This is a genomic window from Mesorhizobium sp. B2-3-11, assembly GCF_006442215.1.
Taxonomy (GTDB): Bacteria; Pseudomonadota; Alphaproteobacteria; order Rhizobiales; family Rhizobiaceae; genus Mesorhizobium; species Mesorhizobium salmacidum.
Map to the genome: position 1 here is coordinate 142,781 of NZ_VFVS01000016.1, position 20,752 is coordinate 163,532.

Sequence of the window (20,752 nt, forward strand, 5' to 3'; positions counted from 1 at the left end):
CTATTCAGCAGCCACGCGCGCTGGCGCGGGCTTGAAATCCTCGGGGAAGTGCGTGATCGAGCTCATCACCGGGTAGGGCGTGAAGCCGCCCAGCGCGCAGAGCGAACCGAATTTCATCGTGTTGCAGAGGTCCGTGACCAGAGCGAGGTTCTTCTCCGGCTCGATGCCGGCGGCGAGCCTGTCGATGGTTTCCACGCCCCGCGTCGAGCCGATGCGGCAAGGCGTGCACTTGCCGCAGCTTTCGATGGCGCAGAATTCCATGGCGAAGCGTGCCTGCTTCAGCATGTCGGCGGTGTCGTCGAAAACCGTGATGCCGGCGTGGCCTATCAGTCCATCGCGCTTGGCGAATTCTTCGTAGTCGAACGGCGTGTCGAACAAGGCGCGCGGGAAATAGGCGCCGAGCGGGCCGCCGACCTGCACCGCCTTCACCGGGCGTCCGGTGGACGTGCCGCCGCCGATCTCATCGACGATCTCGCCCAGCGTCAGGCCGAAAGCAGTTTCGAACAGGCCGCCTTGCTTGACGTTGCCGGCGATCTGGATCGGGATCGTGCCGCGTGAGCGGCCCATGCCGAAATCCTTATAGAAGGCGGCACCCTTGTCCATGATAACAGGAACGGAAGCCAGCGAGATGACGTTGTTGATCACCGTCGGCTTGCCGAACAACCCTTGTATCGCGGGCAGCGGCGGCTTGGCGCGCACCACGCCGCGCTTGCCTTCCAGGCTGTTGAGCAACGAGGTTTCCTCGCCGCAGACATACGCACCGGCACCGACGCGGATTTCCATGTCGAAGGCGTTGGGCGAACCCAGCACATTGACGCCGAGCACACCGGCCTTGCGGGCGATCTCGACGGCCTTGTTCATGACAGCCACCGCGTGCGGATATTCCGAGCGGATGTAGACAAAACCCTTGGTCGCGCCGGTGGCGATGCCGGCGATTGCCATCCCTTCGATGAGCACGAAGGGGTCGCCTTCCATGATCATGCGGTCGGCGAAGGTGGCGCTGTCGCCCTCATCGGCGTTGCAGACGATGTATTTGCGCTCCGATGTCGTATCGAGAACCGTCTTCCATTTGATGCCGGTCGGAAAGCCCGCGCCGCCACGGCCGCGCAGGCCGGATTCGGTCACCTGCTTGACGATGTCGGCGGGCGCCATGGCCACCGCATTCTGCAGGCCCTTCAATCCGCCGAGCGATTTGTAGGCGTCGAGCGACAGCGGGTCGTTGATGCCGCAGCGCGCGAAGGTCAGCCGTGTCTGCTTGGCGAGGAACGGGATCTTGTCGGGCGCGCCGAGCCAGCGCTTGTGATGCCCGCCCTTGAGGAAGCCGCTGTCGAACAGGCTCTTCACGTCCGACGGCTTCACCGGCCCGTAGGCGACGCGGCCATTGGCTGTCGCCACTTCGACCATCGGTTCGAGGAAATAGGCGCCGCGCGAGCCGTTGCGCACGATCTTGGCCTCGATGCCGCGCTCGGCAAGTTCATTTGCGATCGCTTTGGCGACCTTTTCCGCGCCCAGCGCCAGCGCGCCGGAATCGCCGGGAATGTAGATGCGGGGGGTCATGAGCGCACCTCGGCGACGAGTTCGTCGATCTTGTCATCATCGAGCCGTCCGATCACCTCGCCGTCCAGCATCGCCGACGGCGAACAGGCGCACAGGCCGAGACAATAGACTGGCTCAAGCGTAACCGATCCGTCAGGCGTGGTCTCATGGAAATCGATGCCGAGCAACTGCTTGACCCTGGCGGCGACCGCGTCCGAACCCATCGACTGGCAGGCTTCCGCCTGGCAGAGCTTGAGCACGTGCCGGCCGGCCGGTCGCGAACGGAAATCGTGATAGAAGGTGACGACGCCGTGCACCTCGGCCCTGGAGAGGTTCAGCCCATCGGCGATGACCGGCACGGCGTCCTGCGGGACGTGGCCGAATTCTTCCTGGATATTGTGGAGGATCGGCAGCAGCGGACCTTCGAGATCCTTCAACTCCTGGACAATCGCCGCCGTGCGGGATGCGATCTCGGTACTTGCTGGCTGCATCGTCACGCAGCGCCCTCCCTGGTCGATGGCTTTGTCGCTAAGTCTTTACAAAATCAGAGGAAACCCCTGAAATCAATAAAGCTGATCCGTTGCTCGATAGAAATTTTCTATCAAGCTCTTCCGCCTCAATTCTCTAGCCTAGCGGTGGGCGCGGAAATCGTCTGCCAGCGCCATCGCCTCGTCCAGCAGCGCCTGCACCAGCGGCGTGTGCGGCTCACGCGGCGCGGCGACCAGCCCTACCGTGTGGCTGGCATCGGGCTCGACGATCGGAATGGCACGGATCGGTTCGGAAAAACCGAATGTTTCCGCAAGGTTGAGCGGCATGATCGACGACCATTTGCCGGTCCGGATGTGCGAGAACAGCACGATCATCGAGTTCGATTCCAGCGTCGGCCGCACCTGCACGCCGGCTTCCGCCAGGTGCTGGTCGATGATGCGGCGGTTCTGCATGTCCGGCGTCAACAGGCACAGCGGCAAATGACTGATCTCCGCCCATGTCACTTTGTCGCGGTCCGAATAGGGATTGCCGATAGCGGTGATCAACTGGTAGCGCTCGTCATAAAGCGGCACGCTGGTCACCCGCCCGAGCGGCTCGTTGTCAAGATAGGTGATGCCGGCATCGACATCGAAATTGCCGAGCAGCGACAGCACTTCGATCGAGGTTCGCGACAGCACCGAAAAAGTGACACCGGGGTGCTTGTCTCGAAAGGGCGTCGTCAATCGGGCCACCATGGCCAACGCTGTCGGGATGGCGGCAATGCGGATGCGGCCGGAAAGGCCGTGGCGGGCGGCGCGCATCTCCTCGCGCATGGTCCTGGAGTCGCCGACGATGCGGCGCGCCCAGACCAACACCTGCTTGCCCTCCGGCGTCAGCCCCTGAAAGCGCGAGCCGCGATTGACCAGCATGACGCCGAGCTGGCCCTCGAGCTGTTTGATCCCGGCCGACAGGGTCGGCTGCGTAACCCCGCACGCTTCAGCCGCCCGGCCGAAATGCTCCTCCTTGGCCAGTGCGATGAAGAATTCCAGCTTGTCGATCATAGGTGAGGCTAACCGGCGCAGCCGCGCCGCGCCAGATGGTTGCTGCTACAGCTAACAATCGTGCCCCCCAACCGTTGCGCAATCGCAAAAAACTACCTGTCGACGAGATTCAGGATGTTGCCGTCCGGATCCTTGAACCAAGCGACCTTCATACCCTGCCCGACATGGACATCGCCTTCCAGCGTCAAACCGGGCATCTCGTAGTGTTCAAAGACGACGCCCTTCGATTTCAGCGCGGCGACGACAGTGCCGATCGCGTCGCCGACCGTCCACGTCACCGCTGTCGCCTTGTTGGTTCCGGCGAACTGGGAGCGATAGACATTGATGGTGGTGTTGCCGCTTTTGTACACGATCAGTTCGCCGCCCTCATCGTGCACCTGTTTCAGGCCGAGCGTTCCCGCATAGAAAGCCTTTGCCTTGGCCAGATCCCTGACCGCGAGATTGGCCGTTGCGTTGCTGTTTTCAAGCATGATCGTCTCCTTTCCTGATTGTTCCCTCGTCATTGAACCTGTCCGCGTCGAACGTGCCATTGCTGAAGTAGGGTCGCCCAGCCGCTTGACGAGCGTCAATGACATGCGCGTTGCTCCAAGTTGTGACTTCAAACGGCGCCGATCCACATCTTTCAGCCGGCTTACTGTTTCCTGCGGGCGCGTGCGGCGCTATGTGGATGCAACTGGTGCGCAGGGAGGGACGAACATGCTGGGCTGGTTCCGCAAGCTGTTGCCGCGCGAAGATCGCTTCTTCGACCTGTTCGAACAGCATTCCCGTACCGTGGTCGCCGGCGCCGAGGCACTCCAGCTGCTTCTCCAGGGCAAGGATATCGAACGCAGGTGCCGGGAGATCATCGATCTCGAAAACGAGGCGGACGACATAACCGCGCAGGTGCTGCTTGCGGTGCGGCGGTCTTTCATCACGCCTTTCGACCGCGGCGACATCAAGGATCTGATCCAGTCGATGGATGATGCCATCGACACGATGCACAAGACCGTCAAGACGGTGCGGCTGTTCGAAAAGCACGAATTCGATCCGCTGATGCAGGAAATGGGTGGCGTCATCGTCGACGCTGCCAAGCTGGTCGCCGAGGCGATCCCGCTGCTCGCCAAGGTCGGCGCCAACAGCGCACGCCTCAATGAACTCGCCGAGGAGGTCATGCGTGCCGAGGACCGGGCCGACGACCTGCATGAGCAGGGTTTGAAGGACCTGTTCAAGCGCCACAATGGCGGTGATGCGATGGCCTATTTGATCGGCTCGGAGATCTATGGCCAGCTCGAGAAGGTGGTCGACCGTTTCGAGGACGTCGCCAACGAGATCAGCGGCATCGTCATCGAGAACGTCTAGGCGATGGAAGCGACCATCGCCTTTCCCCTGCTCGCCGGCCTCGTTGCCGTGGCGCTGTTCTTCGATTTTCTCAATGGCCTGCACGACGCCGCCAACTCCATCGCCACCATCGTCTCCACGCGGGTGCTGCGGCCTCATTATGCGGTGCTGTGGGCAGCCTTCTTCAATTTCATCGCCTTCCTGTTCTTCGGCCTTCATGTCGCCGAGACCGTCGGCAAGGGCATCGTCGACGTCGGCGTCGTCACGCCGGCGGTGATCTTCTCGGCGCTGGTCGGCGCCATTGTCTGGAACATCGTAACCTGGATCGCCGGTATTCCGTCGAGCAGCTCGCACGCGCTGATCGGCGGGCTGGTCGGGGCGGGGGTCGCGAAGGCGGGCTTCGGCGCCATCGTCTGGTCGGGCCTCGGCAAGACCGTCGCCGCGATCGTGCTGTCGCCAGCAACCGGTTTCGTCCTGGCGCTTCTCCTGGTCCTGGTGGTTTCATGGCTGTTCGTGCGCCAGACGCCATTCGCCGTCGACAGCACATTTCGCGTCCTGCAGTTCTTTTCGGCCTCGCTCTATTCGCTCGGCCATGGCGGCAACGACGCCCAGAAAACCATGGGCATCATTGCCGTGCTGCTCTATTCGCAAGGCATGCTCGGCACCTCGTTCTATGTGCCGCTGTGGGTTGTCCTCACCTGCCAGTCGGCGCTGGCCCTGGGCACGCTTTTGGGCGGCTGGCGCATCGTCCACACAATGGGCTCGAAGATCACGCGCCTCAATCCGATGCAGGGCTTCTGCGCCGAGACCGGCGGCGCGATCACCCTGTTCGCCGCCACCTGGCTCGGCATCCCGGTTTCGACCACGCACACCATCACCGGTGCCATCATAGGAGTCGGCGCTGCCCGCCGGGTTTCCGCAGTCCGCTGGGGCATCGCCGGCAACATCGTCGTCGCCTGGGTCGTGACCTTGCCCGCGACGGCGGCGATTTCCGCTCTCACCTACCTGGTGCTCAGCCTGGCCCGGTGATGTCGCGGCGTGGCGCTTGGACCAGCCGCCGATCTGCACTATGTGAGCAGCACCTTAAGCCGAGGAAGAATTGTTATGGCCGTCACCAAGGAAATCGTCGTTGAGCGCCTGAAGACCGTCAACGGGCCGGACTTCACCGGCAACATCGTCGATCTCGGCATGGTTTCGGAGATTTTCATCGCCGATTCGAAAGTCTTCTTCTCGATCACCGTTCCCGCCGCGCGGGCCCAGGAGATGGAGCCGTTGCGCGCCGCCGCCGAGCGGGTGGTGAAGGCCATTCCCGGCGTCGCCGGTGCGGTCGTCGCGCTGACGGCTGAAAAGAAAGGCGGCGGCATGGAGGCGCCGGTTCCATCGCGCCCCGCACCCAGGCCGGCTCCGCCCGCCGCCGCACCGCGGGCGGCTCCGCATGCTCCTGCTTCTCAGAGCCATGGCAAGCGCGGCGTCCCCGGCATCGAGGCGATCATCGCGGTTGCTTCGGGCAAGGGCGGCGTCGGCAAGTCGACCACGGCCGTCAACCTGGCGCTCGGCCTTGCCGCCAACGGCTTGCGGGTCGGCGTGCTCGATGCCGACATCTATGGCCCGTCGATGCCCAGGCTGCTCAACATCCATGGCCGGCCGCAGACGGTCGACGGCAAGATCCTGAAACCCATGGAGAATTACGGCCTCAAGGTGATGTCGATGGGTTTCCTCGTCGACGAGGAGACGCCGATGATCTGGCGCGGGCCGATGGTGATGTCGGCGCTCACCCAGATGCTGCGCGAGGTCGAATGGGGGCGGCTCGACCTGCTCGTCGTCGACATGCCGCCCGGCACCGGCGATGCCCAGCTCACCATGGCCCAGCAGGTGCCGCTGGCCGGCGCGGTCATCGTCTCGACGCCGCAGGACCTGGCGCTGATCGACGCCCGCAAAGGTCTCAATATGTTCAAAAAAGTCGATGTGCCGCTGCTCGGCATTGTCGAGAACATGAGCTACTTCCTCGCCCCTGACACCGGCAAGCGCTACGATATTTTCGGCCATGGCGGCGCGCGCCGCGAGGCCGAGAGGCTGGGCGTCACCTTCCTCGGCGAGGTGCCGCTGGAAATGGGCATTCGCGAAAGCTCGGACGCCGGCACGCCGGTGGTCGTCTCGAAACCGGATGGCGCCGAAGCGAAAATCTATCGCGATATCGCTTCCAAGGTTTGGGACAGGGTCAATGACGAACGCGGCGCGGCCGAAGCGGCGGTGCCAAACATCGTGTTTGAGTGACCCCTCAAGGATCAGCCGCCCACTTTTTCGCCGAATGCCGAAAAGAACTGTCCGGCCAGTTTCTTCGAGGTCGATTCGATCAGCCGGCTGCCGAGCTGCGCGATCTTGCCGCCGACTTCTGCCTTGGCCGCATATTTGAGGACCGTCGCGTCCGGCCCGTCGGCGGTGAGGGTGACGTCGGCACCGCCCTTGGCGAAGCCGGCAATGCCACCCTTGCCTTCGCCCTGGATGGTATAGGCATGCGGCGGCTTGAGATTCCTGAGCGTCACTTCGCCGTTGAAGGTCGCCTTGATCGGACCGATCTTCAGCACCACCGTTGCCGCCATCTCGGTCGCCGATTTCATTTCCAGGCTCTGACAGCCCGGAATGGCGTCCTTCAGGACGATTGGGTCATTCAGCGCTTCCCACACTTTCTGCACGGGTGCGGCGATACGTTCCTCGCCCTCGATCACCAAAGCCATCTAAACCTCCCCCATCGCCAATGTCGGTTTGGTCGTAGCGCGCGGTTCGATAGCTGTCTATCGCACCAAAGTCCGGATTCAGATCACGCGTGCCCCTTGCCTGCATCCGCGCGTTGTCATATCGATTTGTCATACAAATACGGAGACCATGATGGCCGGCGCCCCCACGAAAAAGAAAAAGTTCCGCTCGCAGGAGTGGTTCGACAATCCCGACAATCCGGGTATGACCGCGCTCTATCTCGAGCGTTACCTGAATTACGGACTGACGCGCGCCGAGCTGACGTCGGGCAAACCGCTGATCGGCATCGCCCAGACCGGCTCTGATCTCTCGCCTTGCAACCGGCACCACATCGAGCTCGCCAAGCGCGTGCGCGAAGGCATCGTCTCGATGGGCGGCATTCCTTTCGAATTCCCCTGTCACCCGATCCAGGAGACCGGCAAGCGGCCGACCGCGGCCCTTGACCGCAACCTTGCCTATCTCAGCCTTGTCGAAGTGCTCTACGGCTATCCACTCGACGGTGTCGTGCTGACCATCGGCTGCGACAAGACCACGCCTGCCTTGCTGATGGCGGCGGCGACCGTCAACATCCCGGCCATCGCGCTGTCGGTCGGCCCGATGCTCAATGGCTGGCATAAGGGCAAGCGCACGGGCTCGGGCACCATCGTCTGGGAATCGCGCCAGCGCCTGTCGGCCGGCGAGATCGACTATGACGAGTTCATGGACATTGTCGCCTCCTCGGCGCCGTCCACGGGCTACTGCAACACGATGGGCACCGCCACCACGATGAATTCGCTGGCCGAGGCGCTCGGCATGCAGCTGCCCGGTTCGGCCGCCATCCCGGCGCCGTACCGCGAGCGCGGCCAGATCGCCTATGAGACGGGAAAGCGCATCGTCGACATGGTGCACGAGGACCTGAAACCGTCCGACATCATGACCCGCGCGGCCTTCGAAAACGCAATCGTCGTCAATTCGGCGATCGGCGGCTCCACCAACGCGCCGATCCATCTCAACGCGATCGCCCGCCATCTCGGCGTACCGCTCGACAATGACGACTGGCAGAAGGTCGGCCTCAACGTGCCGCTCATCGTCAACCTGCAGCCGTCGGGCGAATATCTCGGCGAAGATTATCACCACGCCGGTGGCGTGCCGGCGGTCGTGGCCGAACTGATGAAGGCCGGAAAGCTGCCGCATCCCGATGCCCTGACCGTCAACGGCAAGTCGATCGGCGCCAACTGTGAGGGCGTCGCCAACGAGAACACCGACGTCATCCGCACCGTGGCCGAGCCGCTGAAGGCCAATGCCGGCTTTATCAACTTCAAGGGCAATCTGTTCGATTCGGCGATCATGAAGATGAGCGGCATCTCGCCGGAATTCCGCGAGCGCTATCTGTCGAACCCGAATGATCCGGAAGCCTTCGAGGGCAACGCCATGGTCTTCGATGGCCCGGAGGATTACCACGCCCGCATCGACGACCCGGCGCAAGGCATCGACGAGCACACCATCCTGTTCATGCGCGGCGCCGGTCCCGTCGGCTATCCCGGCGGCGCCGAGGTCGTCAACATGCAGCCGCCGGCTTACCTTATCAAGAAGGGTATCCACGCGCTCGCCTGCATCGGCGACGGCCGCCAGTCCGGCACGTCGGGCTCGCCGTCGATCCTGAATGCCTCGCCGGAAGCCGCGGTCGGTGGCGGTTTGGCGTTGCTCAAGACCGGCGACCGCGTCCGAATCGACCTGCGGAAAGGCACCGCGAACATCCTCGTCAGCGACGACGAGATCACGCGGCGGCGCGCCGAGCTGCAGAAAGATGGCGGCTATCATTATCCCCAGCACCAGACGCCATGGCAGGAGATCCAGCGCGGTATGGTCGACCAGTTCTCGGCCGGCATGGTGCTGAAGCCGGCGGTGAAATACCAGGATGTCGCGCACACCATGGGTGTGCCTCGCGACAATCACTGATTATTCCCGGAATAATCATCGATTATTCCTCGGAATAGTCATCGATTATTCCTGGCTGGTCACAGATGATGAATGGGCGAACACCGGCGGCTTGATCGATCAGGCCGCCGGTCCCCCGCCATAGGCCGGGAACGCTCGGTCCTTGACAAGCCTGCCCAACAATTCCACGATCACGCCAAGGGGTGCATCGCGACGACCCCGTGAGGCGTCAGCCCAATGTTCGCGTCCAGGCTTCTCTGTTCAGGAGGTGGACGCCATGCCGTCAACAACCGCTATCACCGTACAGCAACTATCCCGTCTGATTGGTCTGCCCGGCGCACCTGTGGTCGTCGATGTCCGCATCGATGACGATTACGACGCCGATCCGCGCCTGCTGCCGGCCTCGCACCGGCGCAACTTCAAAACCGTCTCGGCCTGGGCAGCCGACCTTGCCGGCAGCCAAGTGGCCGTCGTCTGCCAGAAGGGGCAAAAGCTCTCGCAGGGCGTGGCCGCCTGGCTGCGGCACCAAGGCGTTGCCGCCGAATCCCTCGAAGGCGGTTTCGAGGCCTGGCGCGATGCCGGCGGCCTTCTGGTCCGCTCCGACAAGATACCGTCCCGCGATGAAAAAGGCCGCACCGTCTGGGTGACGAGGGCTCGCCCCAAGATCGACCGCATCGCCTGCCCCTGGCTGATCCGGCGTTTCATCGATCCGCATGCGGTCTTTCTCTTTGTCGAGGCGGCCGAAGTGCCTGCTGTCGCCGACCGCTTTCAGGCCGTGCCCTTCGACATCGACAATGTATTCTGGAGCCATCGTGGCGAACGCTGCACGTTCGACGCGATGATCGAGGAGTTCGGGCTGGAATCCCAGGCGCTCGATCGCCTTGCCACGATCGTGCGCGCGGCCGACACCGCCCGCCTTGACCTGGCTCCCCAGGCCGCCGGATTTCTCGCCGCCTCGCTTGGTCTGTCACGTATGTTCCGCGACGATCTGGAGCAGCTGGACGCCGGCATGATGCTCTATGACGCGTTCTTCCGCTGGTGCCGCGACGCCACCGACGAGACGCACAACTGGCCGGGTGGGGTGAAGCCGTCATGAGCAGCCTCATATCGGGGAAAGAGCTCGACATCGTCGTGGCGCCGGCGGTCCCGAGCTTCCGCGAAGCCACGAAACTCTGGGCAAAGATCGGATTGCTGAGCTTCGGCGGGCCAGCGGGGCAGATCGCGCTCATGCACAAGGAGCTGGTCGAGGAGAGGCGGTGGATCGGCGAACAACGTTTCCTGCATGCCTTGAACTACTGCATGCTGCTGCCCGGTCCCGAGGCCCAGCAGCTCGCCATCTATATAGGCTGGCTGCTGCACAGGACGATCGGCGGCCTTGTCGCCGGTGTCCTGTTCGTGGTGCCCGGCGCACTCGTCATGCTCACCTTGAGCATCTTCTATGCGCTCTATGGCGATGTGCCGCTCGTCGCGGCGCTGTTCTTCGGGGTGAAGGCCGCCGTGCTCGCCGTTGTCGTGGAGGCGGTGATCCGCATCGGCCGCCGCGCCTTGAAGAACCGGGTGATGGTGGCGATCGCGGTTTGCGCATTTCTTGGCATCTATGTGCTCAGCATCCCGTTCCCGCTCATCGTGCTGGTTGCAGGTCTGGTGGGATGGCTGGGAAACCGCGTCGCGCCGGCCCTGTTTTCCAGTGCGGCGCACGGCAAGAACGACACTCCCGATATCAGGGGCGCGGTCGACCTGATGTTCGAACGCGGCGAACTGGCTCACACCCGGCCGACACGATGGCATGCGCCGCGCACCGTCGCGATCTGGCTGCCGATCTGGCTCGGGCCGGTTCTGTTGCTCTGGGCGCTCACCGGTACAAGCAGCGTGTGGACGCAGATCGGCGGGTTCTTCAGCCTCATGGCGGTCGTCACCTTCGGCGGCGCCTACGCGGTTCTTGCCTATGTCGCACAGGCCGCCGTCGAATCGTTCGGCTGGCTGGCGCCCGGCGAGATGGTCGATGGCCTCGGGCTTGCCGAAACCACGCCGGGGCCGCTCATTCTGGTTTTGCAGTTTGTCGGCTTCATCGCCGCGTTTCGCCACGCCGGCTCGCTGAACCCGTTGCTCGGCGGATCGCTTGGAGCGCTGCTGACCTTGTGGGTTACGTTCACGCCCTGCTTCTTCTGGATATTCCTCGGCGCGCCCTATATCGAGGCTCTGCGCGGCAACAAGGTGTTGTCGGCCGCACTGGGCGCGATCACCGCCGCTGTTGTCGGCGTCATCATGAACCTTGCTCTGTGGTTTGCCTTGCACGTCGTCTTCCGCGAGGTGCAGATGACGGGCCTTGGCATGAATGTGCCGGTGCTTTCGTCGATCGACTGGCGAGCCGCGCTGCTTTCCCTGGCCGCCATGGTCGCCATCCTGAGGTTGAAAACCGGTGTGCTGCCGACGCTTGCGGGGTGTGCTCTTGCCGGCGTGTTGCTGTTGGCGGCGGGCAACTAGATATTCCGCTTCCTTTGTATTCCGCTTCCGAACCACCTAACTGGTGGAAAACGGATTGGACCATCAATGGCGGGACGACGCTCCTCCCTCGGCTTTCTCGGCATGTTCGGCCGCTCGGGTGATTTGCGGCAGCTCGATGCCGCCTTGCGTGGTGCCGACCTGCATCCCGCCCTCGTCTCCGAAGGGGTGAAACTCACCATCGTCAATCTGATGAAGGACCACTGGCCCGAGGAGCCGCCACCACAGGCCTATCCGCAGGTGGCGAACCTGTTCAGCTATTGCATCGCCGGACCGGAAACCTTCGAGCGTGCGCAAGGTCCGCAACAGCGGCTCGACGCGGAGCGCCGGATCGAGGCGGCTCTCGAAACTGGCGACAGCTTCGATGCGCGGATCGTGCTGATGGCACTGCACGCCAAGCTGATCAACGCCGAAGTCGTCGAACGCTACGGGCTGGCTGCCGACTAGATTGTTTGACGGGGAGCGGGCTTAACCGCCCATGCCGCCGCGCGGCAGCTTGATCATGTCGCCGAAGCGGGCACGTAATTTGTCGTCGAGCAGCTTCGGCACATGGCGCGGAAAGCGTTCGGCAAGGACGCGCTTCTTCTCGATGATCGCGCGCTGCAGGATGTCGGGCCGACCCTTCTCGTTCCACTCCTTCGGCGAAAAGCGATCGCCGACGGCAGGATAGAAATACTCGGTCTGCATCAGTCGCAGCGTCTGTTCGTTGCCGAGATAGTGCCCCGGGCCTTTCAGGCAGACATCGGCGATGGTGTCGATCGACAGCGCTTCGTCGGTCACCTCGATGCCGCGCACGCAGCGCAGGCAATGGCCGAGCATGTCGTTGTCGATGATCAGGCTTTCAAGGCAGAAGCCGAGCAGCGAGGCATGCATGCCGGCCGATTCGTAGACCAGGTTAAGCCCGGCAAGGCCCGCCATCACGTCGGTGATGCCCTTTTCATAGCCGGATTGGATGTCGGGCAGTTTCGAATCCGTCATGCCGGCGGCTGAACCGCCCGGCAAATCGTAGAATTGCGCCATCTGGGCGCAGGCCGCGGTCAGCACGGCCTGCTCGGCGGAGCCGCCCGACATGGCGCCTGTGCGCAGGTCCGATACGAAGGGCCATGTGCCGAAGATCGCCGGATGTCCTGGTTTGATGGCGTTGACATAGACCAGGCCGGCCAGCACTTCGGCGACCGCTTGTACCACGGCGCCGGCAATCGCCGCCGGTGCCGTGGCTCCGGCCTGTCCCGCCGACAACAGAAGGATCGGAATGCCGCCCTCGACGCAGGCCTCGAGCACGCCGCAGGCATCCTCGGCGAATTTCATCGGCGGCACGACGAAGCAGTTCGAGTTCGACACGAACGGCCGGGCGCGGAAATTCTCCTCGCCGCCGGCAATGGCATAGAGCATTTCGAGCGCCGGCTGCACGTTCTCGCGCACCGTAAACGAGGTGCCGACATGCTTGGACGTGCCCATCACGCAGGCGTAGAGCGTGTTGAAGTCCATTTCGAGCGGATCTGGAATGTCGCGCGGCACCATCGGCCGCTGGAAGAAATGGATGTTGTCGAGCCCTTCGACGATGCGGGCGGCGTCATAGATGTCCTGCAGCAGCGACTCGCGATATTCGCGCTTCTCGACATCGACCAGATGAACCGCGGCGCCGGCCGTTCCGTAATGCACGCGCTTGCCCTGGATCACCATGTCGTGTTTGGGATCCTGGCCGTGCAAGGTGAAATTCCGTGCCGCCTTCTTGACCGTCTCGAGCACCAGCGCGCGCGGGAACCGGATGCGGCCATCGTCGCCATAGGTGGCGCCGGCCTGGGTCAGCGCCTCGATGCAGGAGGGAATGGCGTTGGCGAAGCCGACTGTCTCCAGAAGCGTCAGCACCGCTTCGTGGATGCGCTCGCGATCATTGCCCTTGAGTGGTCCGTAGCTGCCACCCTCAAGCCCGGCGCGCACCGGCTTGATGTCGTCGGCCAAGGGCGCTGCCCGCATCGCGCGGCGCGCTTCGCGTCCGCCGGAGCGGCGCGAGCGTTGATCCGCTGCCGCTTCCTGTTTTTCAAGAACCACAGACATCGAAGCACTCCACCTTTCACGAGAAACAGCGCGGCGGTTGGTCCACCATCGGCTGCTTCTTCCCCTTTGTGCCACGACTATGCCGCCGGCATTGGCACAGCCTATGAGCCAGCTGGTCCGGTTGCATATGCCAGAGCTAAAGGAGCCGAAGCCGCTATTGCGCGGCTCCGGTCAGTGGAATCAGGCGGCTGCGGGCCTGCGGCCAGCAGCGGTGGCCAGTTCCCGGATTCCGGGCTCGATGTGCTGCAGCGCGATCGAGGAAATGCCCAACCGCATGAAACGCGAAGGCTTTTCGGTGCGGTCGAAGAACCGGTCGCCCGGCTCGATAATGACGCTGCGCGAGGCCGCGGCCTCGGCCAAACCGCGCGAATCGGTGCCGCGTGGCCCCTCCAGCCAAAGCGACGTGCCGCCGGCCGAATCCGTCGAGCGCCACTCCGGCAAGAAGGCGGAAATCGCATGGACCAGACGCTTGCGCCGCTCGTCGAAGGCGCTCGACAGCCGCCGCACCAGTGCTTCGTGATGGCCGAGCGACAGGAACAGCGCCACGGCGCGCTGGTTGTTCGCCGGCGGATGGCGCAGCATGAAGCGCCGCAGTGCCCTGAGTTCGGCGATTAGTCCAGCCGAGGCCACGATGTAGCCAAGCCGCAGACCGGGGGCCAGCGTCTTCGACATCGAGCCGACATAGACGACACGGCCGGAGCGGTCGAGGCTCTTCAGCGCCTGCTGAGGCGCCTCGTCGAGAAGTTGGCTGTCATAGCCGTCCTCGATGATGATCTGGTTGTGCCGGTTGGCGCGCGCCAGAAGATCCTGCCTCCGCTCCGCCGACAACGGCACCATGGTCGGGCAATGATGGCTCGGCGTGACGAAGACGAAGCCGGAATCATTGGGAATAGAAGAGGTTACGATGCCGGACTGGTCGACCGGCACCGGCTCGATGTCGGCGCCGGCGAGCCGGAAGATCGAGCGCGCGTCGGGGTAGCCCGGATCTTCCATCGCCACTTTCGAGCCCTTGGTCATCAAGAGCGAAGCGAGCATGTAGAGCGCATTCTGGGCGCCCAGCGTGACGATGATCTCGTCGGGATTGGCGAAGATGCCGCGCCTGGGCAGCAGCCGGGCCTGGATTTGCTCGATCAGCAGCGGATCGTCGCGGTCAACCATGTCGGACGCCCAGTTGCGGATCTCCAGCACGGCCAGCGCCATGCGGTTGCACTCGCGCCACTCGGCGGTCGGGAACAGCGCCGGGTCGAACTGGCCGTAGACGAAGGGGTAGGACGACTTGATCCAGTTCTCGTGCTTGGCCGGCGGCGGCATGTCGCTGGCGGCGATCTGCCGGCGTGCCTTCCAGTCGATCTCATTGGCTTGGTCGGGCGCCTTCTGGTGCGGCTTGGCCGGTGTCGCCAGCACGTCCGGATTGACGAAATGGCCGCGCCGCTCGCGCGCCACCAGGAAACCCTGGTCGACGAGCTGCTGGAAGGCCAGCACCACCGTTCCGCGCGCCACGCCGAGTTTTTCGGCCAGGATCCGGCAGGAGGGAAGCGGCATCGAAGCGGCGATCTGGCGGTCGAGAATGGCGGCCACGATGGCTTGGCGGATCTGCGCCTGCAGGGTCTGGCCGGATTCAGCCGAAATCCGGAACAGGCCGGACCATATCGCCGTGTCGTTTCTCTGTGGCATGGAAGATGTTCCTCGATGGCCAGCTTTTTTCGCTTGGCTGGACCAGCCGAACGTAGCCGTGGCACAAGGGGTTGCGCCAATCAATTTTTCTGATCTTTGGGATTTATGCCAGTGATCCTTCAGGCCCGAAACACAGGACGCTGGCGCCTCGCTGCTCGATACCTGCTGATACATTGTGTCATCGCATCGTGATGCGCTGCGTCATCGCCGCGTATTGACCGCATGGAATTCGGCTCAATAGTTTCGGCGCGACGACACGCGCCGGAAACATCCGGTCTGATATGGTGCGTCCAAAACGCCAGGAGTCCCCCGCCAGTGGATCAGTCAGCCTTCCAGAAACAGCTTGCCGCCCTGCGCGATCATCGCGCCGCCGCACCTAGCGACATGCGCCAGGTCTTCGCCGCCGATCCGCAGCGCTTCAAGACATTCTCCACCACCGATGGCGATCTCCTGCTCGACTGGTCGAAATGCGCCGTCGACGCGGCGACCATGGATATCCTGGAAAAGCTCGCCGCCGCCGCCGATCTCGAAGGCCGCCGCGCCGCCATGTTCGCCGGCAAGAAGATCAACGTCACCGAAGACCGCGCCGTTCTGCACACGGCACTGCGAAACCTCAGCGGCAAGGGTGTCACGGTCGACGGCCAGGACGTCAAGGCCGATGTCATTTCCGTGCTCGAGGCCATGGGCGCCTTCGCCGATGCCATCCGCTCCGGCAAGGCGACAGGCGCCACCGGCAAGAAGATCACCGACATCGTCAATATCGGCATCGGCGGCTCGGACCTTGGTCCGGCCATGGCGACGCTGGCGCTCGCCCCCTATCATGACGGCCCGCGCGCGCACTACGTCTCCAACATCGACGGCGCCCATATCCACGACACGCTGAAGGGATTGTCCGCCGAAACCACGCTGTTCATCATCGCCTCCAAGACCTTCACCACGGTCGAGACGATGACCAATGCGCAGACCGCGCGGCAATGGATGGAGAAGGCTTTGGGCAAGGAGGCCGTGGGCAAGCATTTCGCTGCCGTCTCGACCGCGCTCGACCTGGTGGCCAGGTTCGGCATCGAGCAGGATCGCGTCTTCGGCTTCTGGGACTGGGTCGGCGGCCGCTATTCGCTGTGGGGCGCGATCGGCCTGCCTGTCATGATCGCCATAGGCCGGCGTAATTTCCGCGCCTTCCTCGACGGCGCACACGAGATGGACGAGCATTTCCGCACCGCGCCGCTCCGGAAGAACCTACCGGCGCTCCTGGGGCTTGTCGGCTGGTGGCATCGCGTGATCTGCGGCTACCCGGCCCGCGCGGTCATCCCCTACGACCAGCGTTTGTCCAGGCTGCCGGCCTATCTGCAGCAGCTCGACATGGAATCGAACGGCAAGAGCGTCACCCTTGAGGGCACTGCGGCGACGACGCCGACCGGGCCGCTGGTCTGGGGCGAGCCGGGCACCAACGGGCAGCACGCCTTCTTTCAGCTGCTCCACCAGGGCACCGATTTGATCCCGGTCGAGTTCCTCGCCGCCGCCGTCGGCCACGAGCCTGATCTCAAGCACCAGCATGACCTGCTGCTCGCCAACTGCCTGGCGCAGTCGGAAGCCTTGATGAAGGGCCGCACGCTGGAGGAGGCGCGCGCGCAGATGCTGGCCAAGGGCATGAAGCCGGCCGACGTCGACCGTATCGCGCCGCATCGTGTCTTCTCGGGCAATCGGCCCTCGGTGACCATCCTCTACCGTAAGCTCGACCCGCGCACCTTCGGCCGGCTGATCGCGCTCTACGAACACCGCGTCTTCGTCGAGGGAACGCTGTTCAACATCAACTCCTTCGACCAATGGGGCGTCGAGCTCGGCAAGGAACTTGCCACCGGCCTCCTGCCTGTCGTGGAAGGCACGGAAAGTGCCGCCAAGCGCGACGCGTCGACCGCTGGCCTTGTGGGATACATCCACCAATTGCGTGGTTCGGAGTGAAAAGTTTGGCAGACATCAAGGGCATATTGTTCGACAAGGACGGGACACTTGTCGATTTCAACGCGACCTGGCTCGGCGTGGCCGATTTCATGGCCATGGACGCAGCCGAGGGCGACCGCTGGAAGGCCGACAGGTTGCTCGCGGCCGCCGGCTTCGATTTCGTCAACCGGCGCTTCAAACCCGATTCCATCTTTGCCTCCGGCACCAATCTCGACGTTGTCGAACTGTGGTTTCCCCGCCTGTCCAACGAGGATCAGATGCTTGCCGTCGCCCGCTTCAACGAGATCACCTCGGTGCAGGGCTCGGCGATGGCGGTGGCGCTGCCCGGCATTGTCGACACGCTGGCTCTGCTGCACAAGCGATCCTACCGGCTTGGCGTCGCCACCAACGATTCGACCACCGGGGCGGAGAAGACCTTGGTCACGCTCGGCGTCGCGCAACTGTTCGACGCCGCCTATGGTTATGACGCGGTGGCCAACCCCAAGCCAGCTCCCGACACCATCCAGGCCTTTTGCGATCTTACCGGGCTGAAGCCGGCGGAGATCGCCATGGTCGGCGATAACAGGCACGATCTCGAAATGGCGCGTGCCGGCGGCTGCGGCCTCGCGGTCGGCGTGCTTTCCGGCACCGGCACCCGCGAATCGCTGGCCGAGATCGCCGACCTCGTCCTGGATTCGGTTGCCGACCTGCCGGATCTCCTTTCGGCGCGGGTCAAGGAGACGGCTTGATCGGCAGGCCGGCGTACTGTTCGGTCTGGAGGCGAAAGACAGCGCTCGGCTTCAGCGCGGCGTCTTTCGCCTCGCCGAAATCCGGCACCTTGTATTCGGCAAGCAGCCGCAGCCGCGAGCGCGGCAGATAGGCCCGGCCCGGATCGCCGACCAGCACCTCGATGCCGGCGGCGAGGCAGCGGTCGAGGAAAGGCATCATCCCCAGGGCGACACTCTGACCGTAGAAAACGTCGCCGGCGAGCACCAGGTCCACGGCGGGCGGTGCCCCGGTGGTGATGTCGTCCCCCATCATCGTGATCGTGACGCTATTGGCCGCTGCGTTCAGCGCCAGCGCGGCGATGCCGTTGCGGTCGATCTCGGCGGCCATCACCTCACGCGCGCCGGCTTTCGCGGCGGCGATGCCGACAAGGCCGGACCCGGCTCCGAGGTCGAGCACGCGGCGGCCGGCCACGATCTTCGGATGGTCGAGGATGTAGCGCGCCAGCACGGCGCCGCCGGCCCACGCATAGGCCCAGTAGGGCGGCTGCGGTTCCCGCGTGTCATCGCCATTCTCTTCAGGGTCGACGAGGCGTCTCAAGCCGCTGCCCGGGTGAGCGGTGTACAGCTGGATTTCGGGAAGCGCTGGTACCGGGACAAGGCGCATATTCGCCTTGATGAACGCTGCCGGGTCGAGGCGGAGGTGCCGGCCTGGCAAATCGTTGTCCGGCGCCTCGCCGTCGGCAGGACTATCACGCACTACTCGCGCAAAGCCCGCCGCAGGATCTTGCCGACCGGCGTCTTCGGCAATTCGGTCCTGAACTCGATGTATCTGGGACGCTTGTAGCCGGTCAGGTTCTCACGGCAAAAGGCGGTGATGGCTTCGGCCGTCAGGGCCGGATCCTTCTTGACGATGAACAGCTTCGGCACTTCGCCCGAATGCTCGTCCGGCACGCCGATCGCCGCCACTTCGAGCACGCCGGGATGGGCCGCCACGACCTCCTCGAGTTCGGTCGGATAGACGTTGAAGCCGGAAACGAGGATCATGTCCTTCTTGCGATCGACGATCTTGGTGTAGCCGCGTTCGTCCATGAAACCCATGTCGCCCGATTTGAAGAAGCCGTCCTCGGCTATCACCTTGGCGGTCTCGTCCGGCCGGTTCCAGTAACCCGCCATCACCTGCGGTCCCCTGATGCAGATCTCGCCGACCTCGCCGAGCGGCACGTTGTTGCCGTCGTCGTCGCGGATGGCGATTTCGGTCGAGGGCAGCGGCAGGCCGATGGTGCCGGTGAAATCGCCGGAACTGAATTTGTTGGCCGTCGCTACCGGCGAGGTCTCCGAAAGGCCGTAGCCTTCGCTGATCGGGCACCCGGTCAGCGCCTTCCAGCGCTCGGCGACGCCCTTCTGCACCGCCATGCCGCCGCCCAGCGTCAGCAGCAGCGGCCTGAAGTCGAGCTTGCGGAAGTCCTCATTGTTCAAGAGCGCATTGAACAGCGTGTTGAGGCCCGGAAAGATATGGATCGGGTATTTGCCCATTTCCTTGACGAAGCCGGGAATGTCGCGCGGATTAGGGATCAGTATGTTCTGGCCGCCCATTTGCATGCCCATCAGCGCATTCACCGTCAGCGCGAAGATATGGTAGAGCGGCAGTGCGCAGACGAGGTTGAGATGCCCCGGCTTTGGCTTGACGGTGTAGGCGTCCTGCAGCCACAGCGCATTCTGCGCGACATTGGCCAGTACATTGCTGTGCGAGAGGGTCGCGCCTTTCGAGATTCCGGTGGTGCCGCCGGTATATTGCAGGAAGGCGACATCACTGGCGGCCACCGTGGCCGGCTTGAAGGCCATGCCGCGGCCAGCCTTCAGGGCCGCATTGAACTTGACATGGCCGGGCAATGACCAGGCCGGCACCATTTTCTTGACGCGGCGCACGACCAGATTGACGATCGAGCCCTTCAGGCCGCCGAGCAGGTCGCCCATGGCGGCGACTATGACATGCTTGACCGAGGTCCTGGCGACGACCGCCTGCAAGGTGTTGGCGAAGTTTTCGAGGATGACGATGGCCTGCGCCCCGGAATCCTTGAGCTGATGCTCCAGTTCGCGCGGCGTGTAGAGCGGATTGACGTTCACCACCGTGAAGCCGGCGCGGGCGACCGCCATCATCGCCACGGGATACTGCAGCACGTTCGGCATCATCAGGGCGACGCGCGCCCCCTTCTGCAATCCGGTGGACTGCAGATAGGCACCGAAGGCCGCCGATAGCTGTTCGAGTTCAGCGTAGGTGATTGACTTGCCCATGCAGGTGAAAGCCGGCTGACCGGCGAACTGCTTGCAGGCGGCAACGAGGAAGTCGCCGATGGAACTGTAGGGAAGGGCGCCGATCTCGGCCGGCATGTTCTTGGGATAGCTGTTGAGCCATGGCTTTTGCGGCAGGCCGGCGGCGAGTTCGGTGAGCGCCTTCGGCAGCCGCTGGCTGGCCGGGGTCGCCGGTTTCGATACAGGTGCAGCCTTCGCTGGTGGCGAACTCTTCGTCGTTCCGGCCTTGCCCGATTCGGCCTTGGTCGCGAACGCCTTTGCCGGCGCGGCTTTCGTCGCCGGCTTCTTGCTGGCGGTGGCCGCTGCTTTCGCCGTGGGGGTGCTCTTGGCGGGTTTGGCCGCCGCTTTCGCGGCTGCGGCTTTGCCTTGCCCACCGGCTGGTTTCGAGACCGCCTTGGCCGACGCCTTCACTGGCGCCTTCGATGCTTTTGCCACCCGTTCCTCCTCGACAACCCTGGTCGCCTGTTTCTCGTTGGGCCGCGCCGCGCC

General features: G+C 63.9%; 18 protein-coding genes. 9 read left to right on the top strand and 9 right to left on the bottom strand.

Features of this window, described 5'->3' with window-relative positions; all coding sequences use genetic code 11:
* From FJ960_RS21320 to FJ960_RS21335, 4 genes are all read right to left on the bottom strand, one after another.
* A complete protein-coding gene (locus FJ960_RS21320) occupies positions 1-1,557 on the bottom strand; it encodes an NADH-quinone oxidoreductase subunit NuoF (protein ID WP_027142155.1) in 1,557 nt (518 codons plus the stop codon).
* Positions 1,554-2,033 (bottom strand): formate dehydrogenase subunit gamma, encoded by a 480-nt coding sequence (locus tag FJ960_RS21325; RefSeq protein ID WP_140716565.1) that lies wholly within the window; start codon positions 2,031-2,033, stop codon positions 1,554-1,556. The genes FJ960_RS21320 and FJ960_RS21325 overlap by 4 nt, the downstream gene beginning before the upstream one ends.
* A gap of 132 nt (positions 2,034-2,165) precedes the next feature.
* Positions 2,166-3,065: a LysR family transcriptional regulator gene (locus FJ960_RS21330; protein WP_140509206.1), complete on the bottom strand. Its 900-nt coding sequence runs from the start codon at positions 3,063-3,065 to the stop codon at positions 2,166-2,168.
* Positions 3,066-3,157: 92 nt separating this feature from the next.
* On the bottom strand, positions 3,158-3,535 hold the full coding sequence (locus FJ960_RS21335; RefSeq protein ID WP_027142152.1) for a VOC family protein: 378 nt from the start codon (positions 3,533-3,535) through the stop codon (positions 3,158-3,160).
* Positions 3,536-3,761: 226 nt separating this feature from the next.
* Between FJ960_RS21335 and FJ960_RS21340 the strand changes: the two genes are divergently transcribed.
* From FJ960_RS21340 to FJ960_RS21350, 3 genes are all read left to right on the top strand, one after another.
* Positions 3,762-4,403 carry a DUF47 domain-containing protein gene (locus tag FJ960_RS21340; RefSeq protein ID WP_140509208.1) on the top strand — a complete coding sequence of 214 codons (642 nt, stop codon included), beginning with the start codon at positions 3,762-3,764 and terminating at the stop codon, positions 4,401-4,403.
* Positions 4,404-4,406: 3 nt separating this feature from the next.
* Positions 4,407-5,411, top strand: coding sequence for an inorganic phosphate transporter (locus tag FJ960_RS21345; RefSeq protein WP_140716567.1), 1,005 nt, complete (start codon positions 4,407-4,409; stop codon positions 5,409-5,411).
* Positions 5,412-5,486: 75 nt separating this feature from the next.
* Complete coding sequence (locus FJ960_RS21350) at positions 5,487-6,656, top strand: Mrp/NBP35 family ATP-binding protein (RefSeq protein ID WP_140716569.1); 1,170 nt, start codon at positions 5,487-5,489, stop codon at positions 6,654-6,656.
* An 11-nt stretch (positions 6,657-6,667) separates the two neighbouring features.
* Here FJ960_RS21350 and FJ960_RS21355 read toward each other — a convergent pair whose 3' ends face one another.
* On the bottom strand, positions 6,668-7,117 hold the full coding sequence (locus tag FJ960_RS21355) for a carbon monoxide dehydrogenase subunit G (RefSeq protein ID WP_140509213.1): 450 nt from the start codon (positions 7,115-7,117) through the stop codon (positions 6,668-6,670).
* Between the two features lie 151 nt (positions 7,118-7,268).
* Here FJ960_RS21355 and FJ960_RS21360 point away from each other — a divergent pair, with 151 nt between their 5' ends.
* From FJ960_RS21360 to FJ960_RS21375, 4 genes are all read left to right on the top strand, one after another.
* Positions 7,269-9,074, top strand: a complete 1,806-nt coding sequence (locus FJ960_RS21360; protein WP_140716571.1) for an IlvD/Edd family dehydratase — start codon at positions 7,269-7,271, stop codon at positions 9,072-9,074.
* 256 nt (positions 9,075-9,330) lie between these two features.
* Positions 9,331-10,149: a sulfurtransferase/chromate resistance protein gene (locus tag FJ960_RS21365; RefSeq protein ID WP_140509216.1), complete on the top strand. Its 819-nt coding sequence runs from the start codon at positions 9,331-9,333 to the stop codon at positions 10,147-10,149.
* Entirely contained in the window at positions 10,146-11,537 is a 1,392-nt protein-coding gene (chrA, locus tag FJ960_RS21370) for a chromate efflux transporter (RefSeq protein ID WP_140716573.1), read from the top strand. Before FJ960_RS21365 ends, chrA begins: the two co-directional genes overlap by 4 nt.
* A 66-nt stretch (positions 11,538-11,603) precedes the next feature.
* Positions 11,604-12,002, top strand: a complete 399-nt coding sequence (locus FJ960_RS21375; RefSeq protein ID WP_140716575.1) for a hypothetical protein — start codon at positions 11,604-11,606, stop codon at positions 12,000-12,002.
* A 21-nt stretch (positions 12,003-12,023) separates the two neighbouring features.
* Here FJ960_RS21375 and FJ960_RS21380 read toward each other — a convergent pair whose 3' ends face one another.
* Together FJ960_RS21380 and FJ960_RS21385 are read right to left on the bottom strand one after the other, a co-directional pair.
* Positions 12,024-13,613 carry a trimethylamine methyltransferase family protein gene (locus FJ960_RS21380; protein WP_140509221.1) on the bottom strand — a complete coding sequence of 530 codons (1,590 nt, stop codon included), beginning with the start codon at positions 13,611-13,613 and terminating at the stop codon, positions 12,024-12,026.
* Positions 13,614-13,793: 180 nt separating this feature from the next.
* Entirely contained in the window at positions 13,794-15,287 is a 1,494-nt protein-coding gene (locus FJ960_RS21385; protein WP_015314107.1) for a PLP-dependent aminotransferase family protein, read from the bottom strand.
* A gap of 315 nt (positions 15,288-15,602) precedes the next feature.
* Here FJ960_RS21385 and pgi point away from each other — a divergent pair, with 315 nt between their 5' ends.
* Together pgi and FJ960_RS21395 are read left to right on the top strand one after the other, a co-directional pair.
* Entirely contained in the window at positions 15,603-17,246 is a 1,644-nt protein-coding gene (gene pgi / locus FJ960_RS21390) for a glucose-6-phosphate isomerase (protein ID WP_140716577.1), read from the top strand.
* A gap of 5 nt (positions 17,247-17,251) precedes the next feature.
* Positions 17,252-17,974 carry an HAD family hydrolase gene (locus FJ960_RS21395; protein ID WP_140716579.1) on the top strand — a complete coding sequence of 241 codons (723 nt, stop codon included), beginning with the start codon at positions 17,252-17,254 and terminating at the stop codon, positions 17,972-17,974.
* Here FJ960_RS21395 and FJ960_RS21400 read toward each other — a convergent pair.
* Together FJ960_RS21400 and FJ960_RS21405 are read right to left on the bottom strand one after the other, a co-directional pair.
* Positions 17,958-18,617 (bottom strand): methyltransferase, encoded by a 660-nt coding sequence (locus tag FJ960_RS21400; RefSeq protein WP_140716599.1) that lies wholly within the window; start codon positions 18,615-18,617, stop codon positions 17,958-17,960. The genes FJ960_RS21395 and FJ960_RS21400 overlap by 17 nt on opposite strands.
* A gap of 92 nt (positions 18,618-18,709) precedes the next feature.
* Entirely contained in the window at positions 18,710-20,698 is a 1,989-nt protein-coding gene (locus FJ960_RS21405) for a long-chain fatty acid--CoA ligase (protein ID WP_140716581.1), read from the bottom strand.
* Positions 20,699-20,752: the final 54 nt, after the last annotated feature.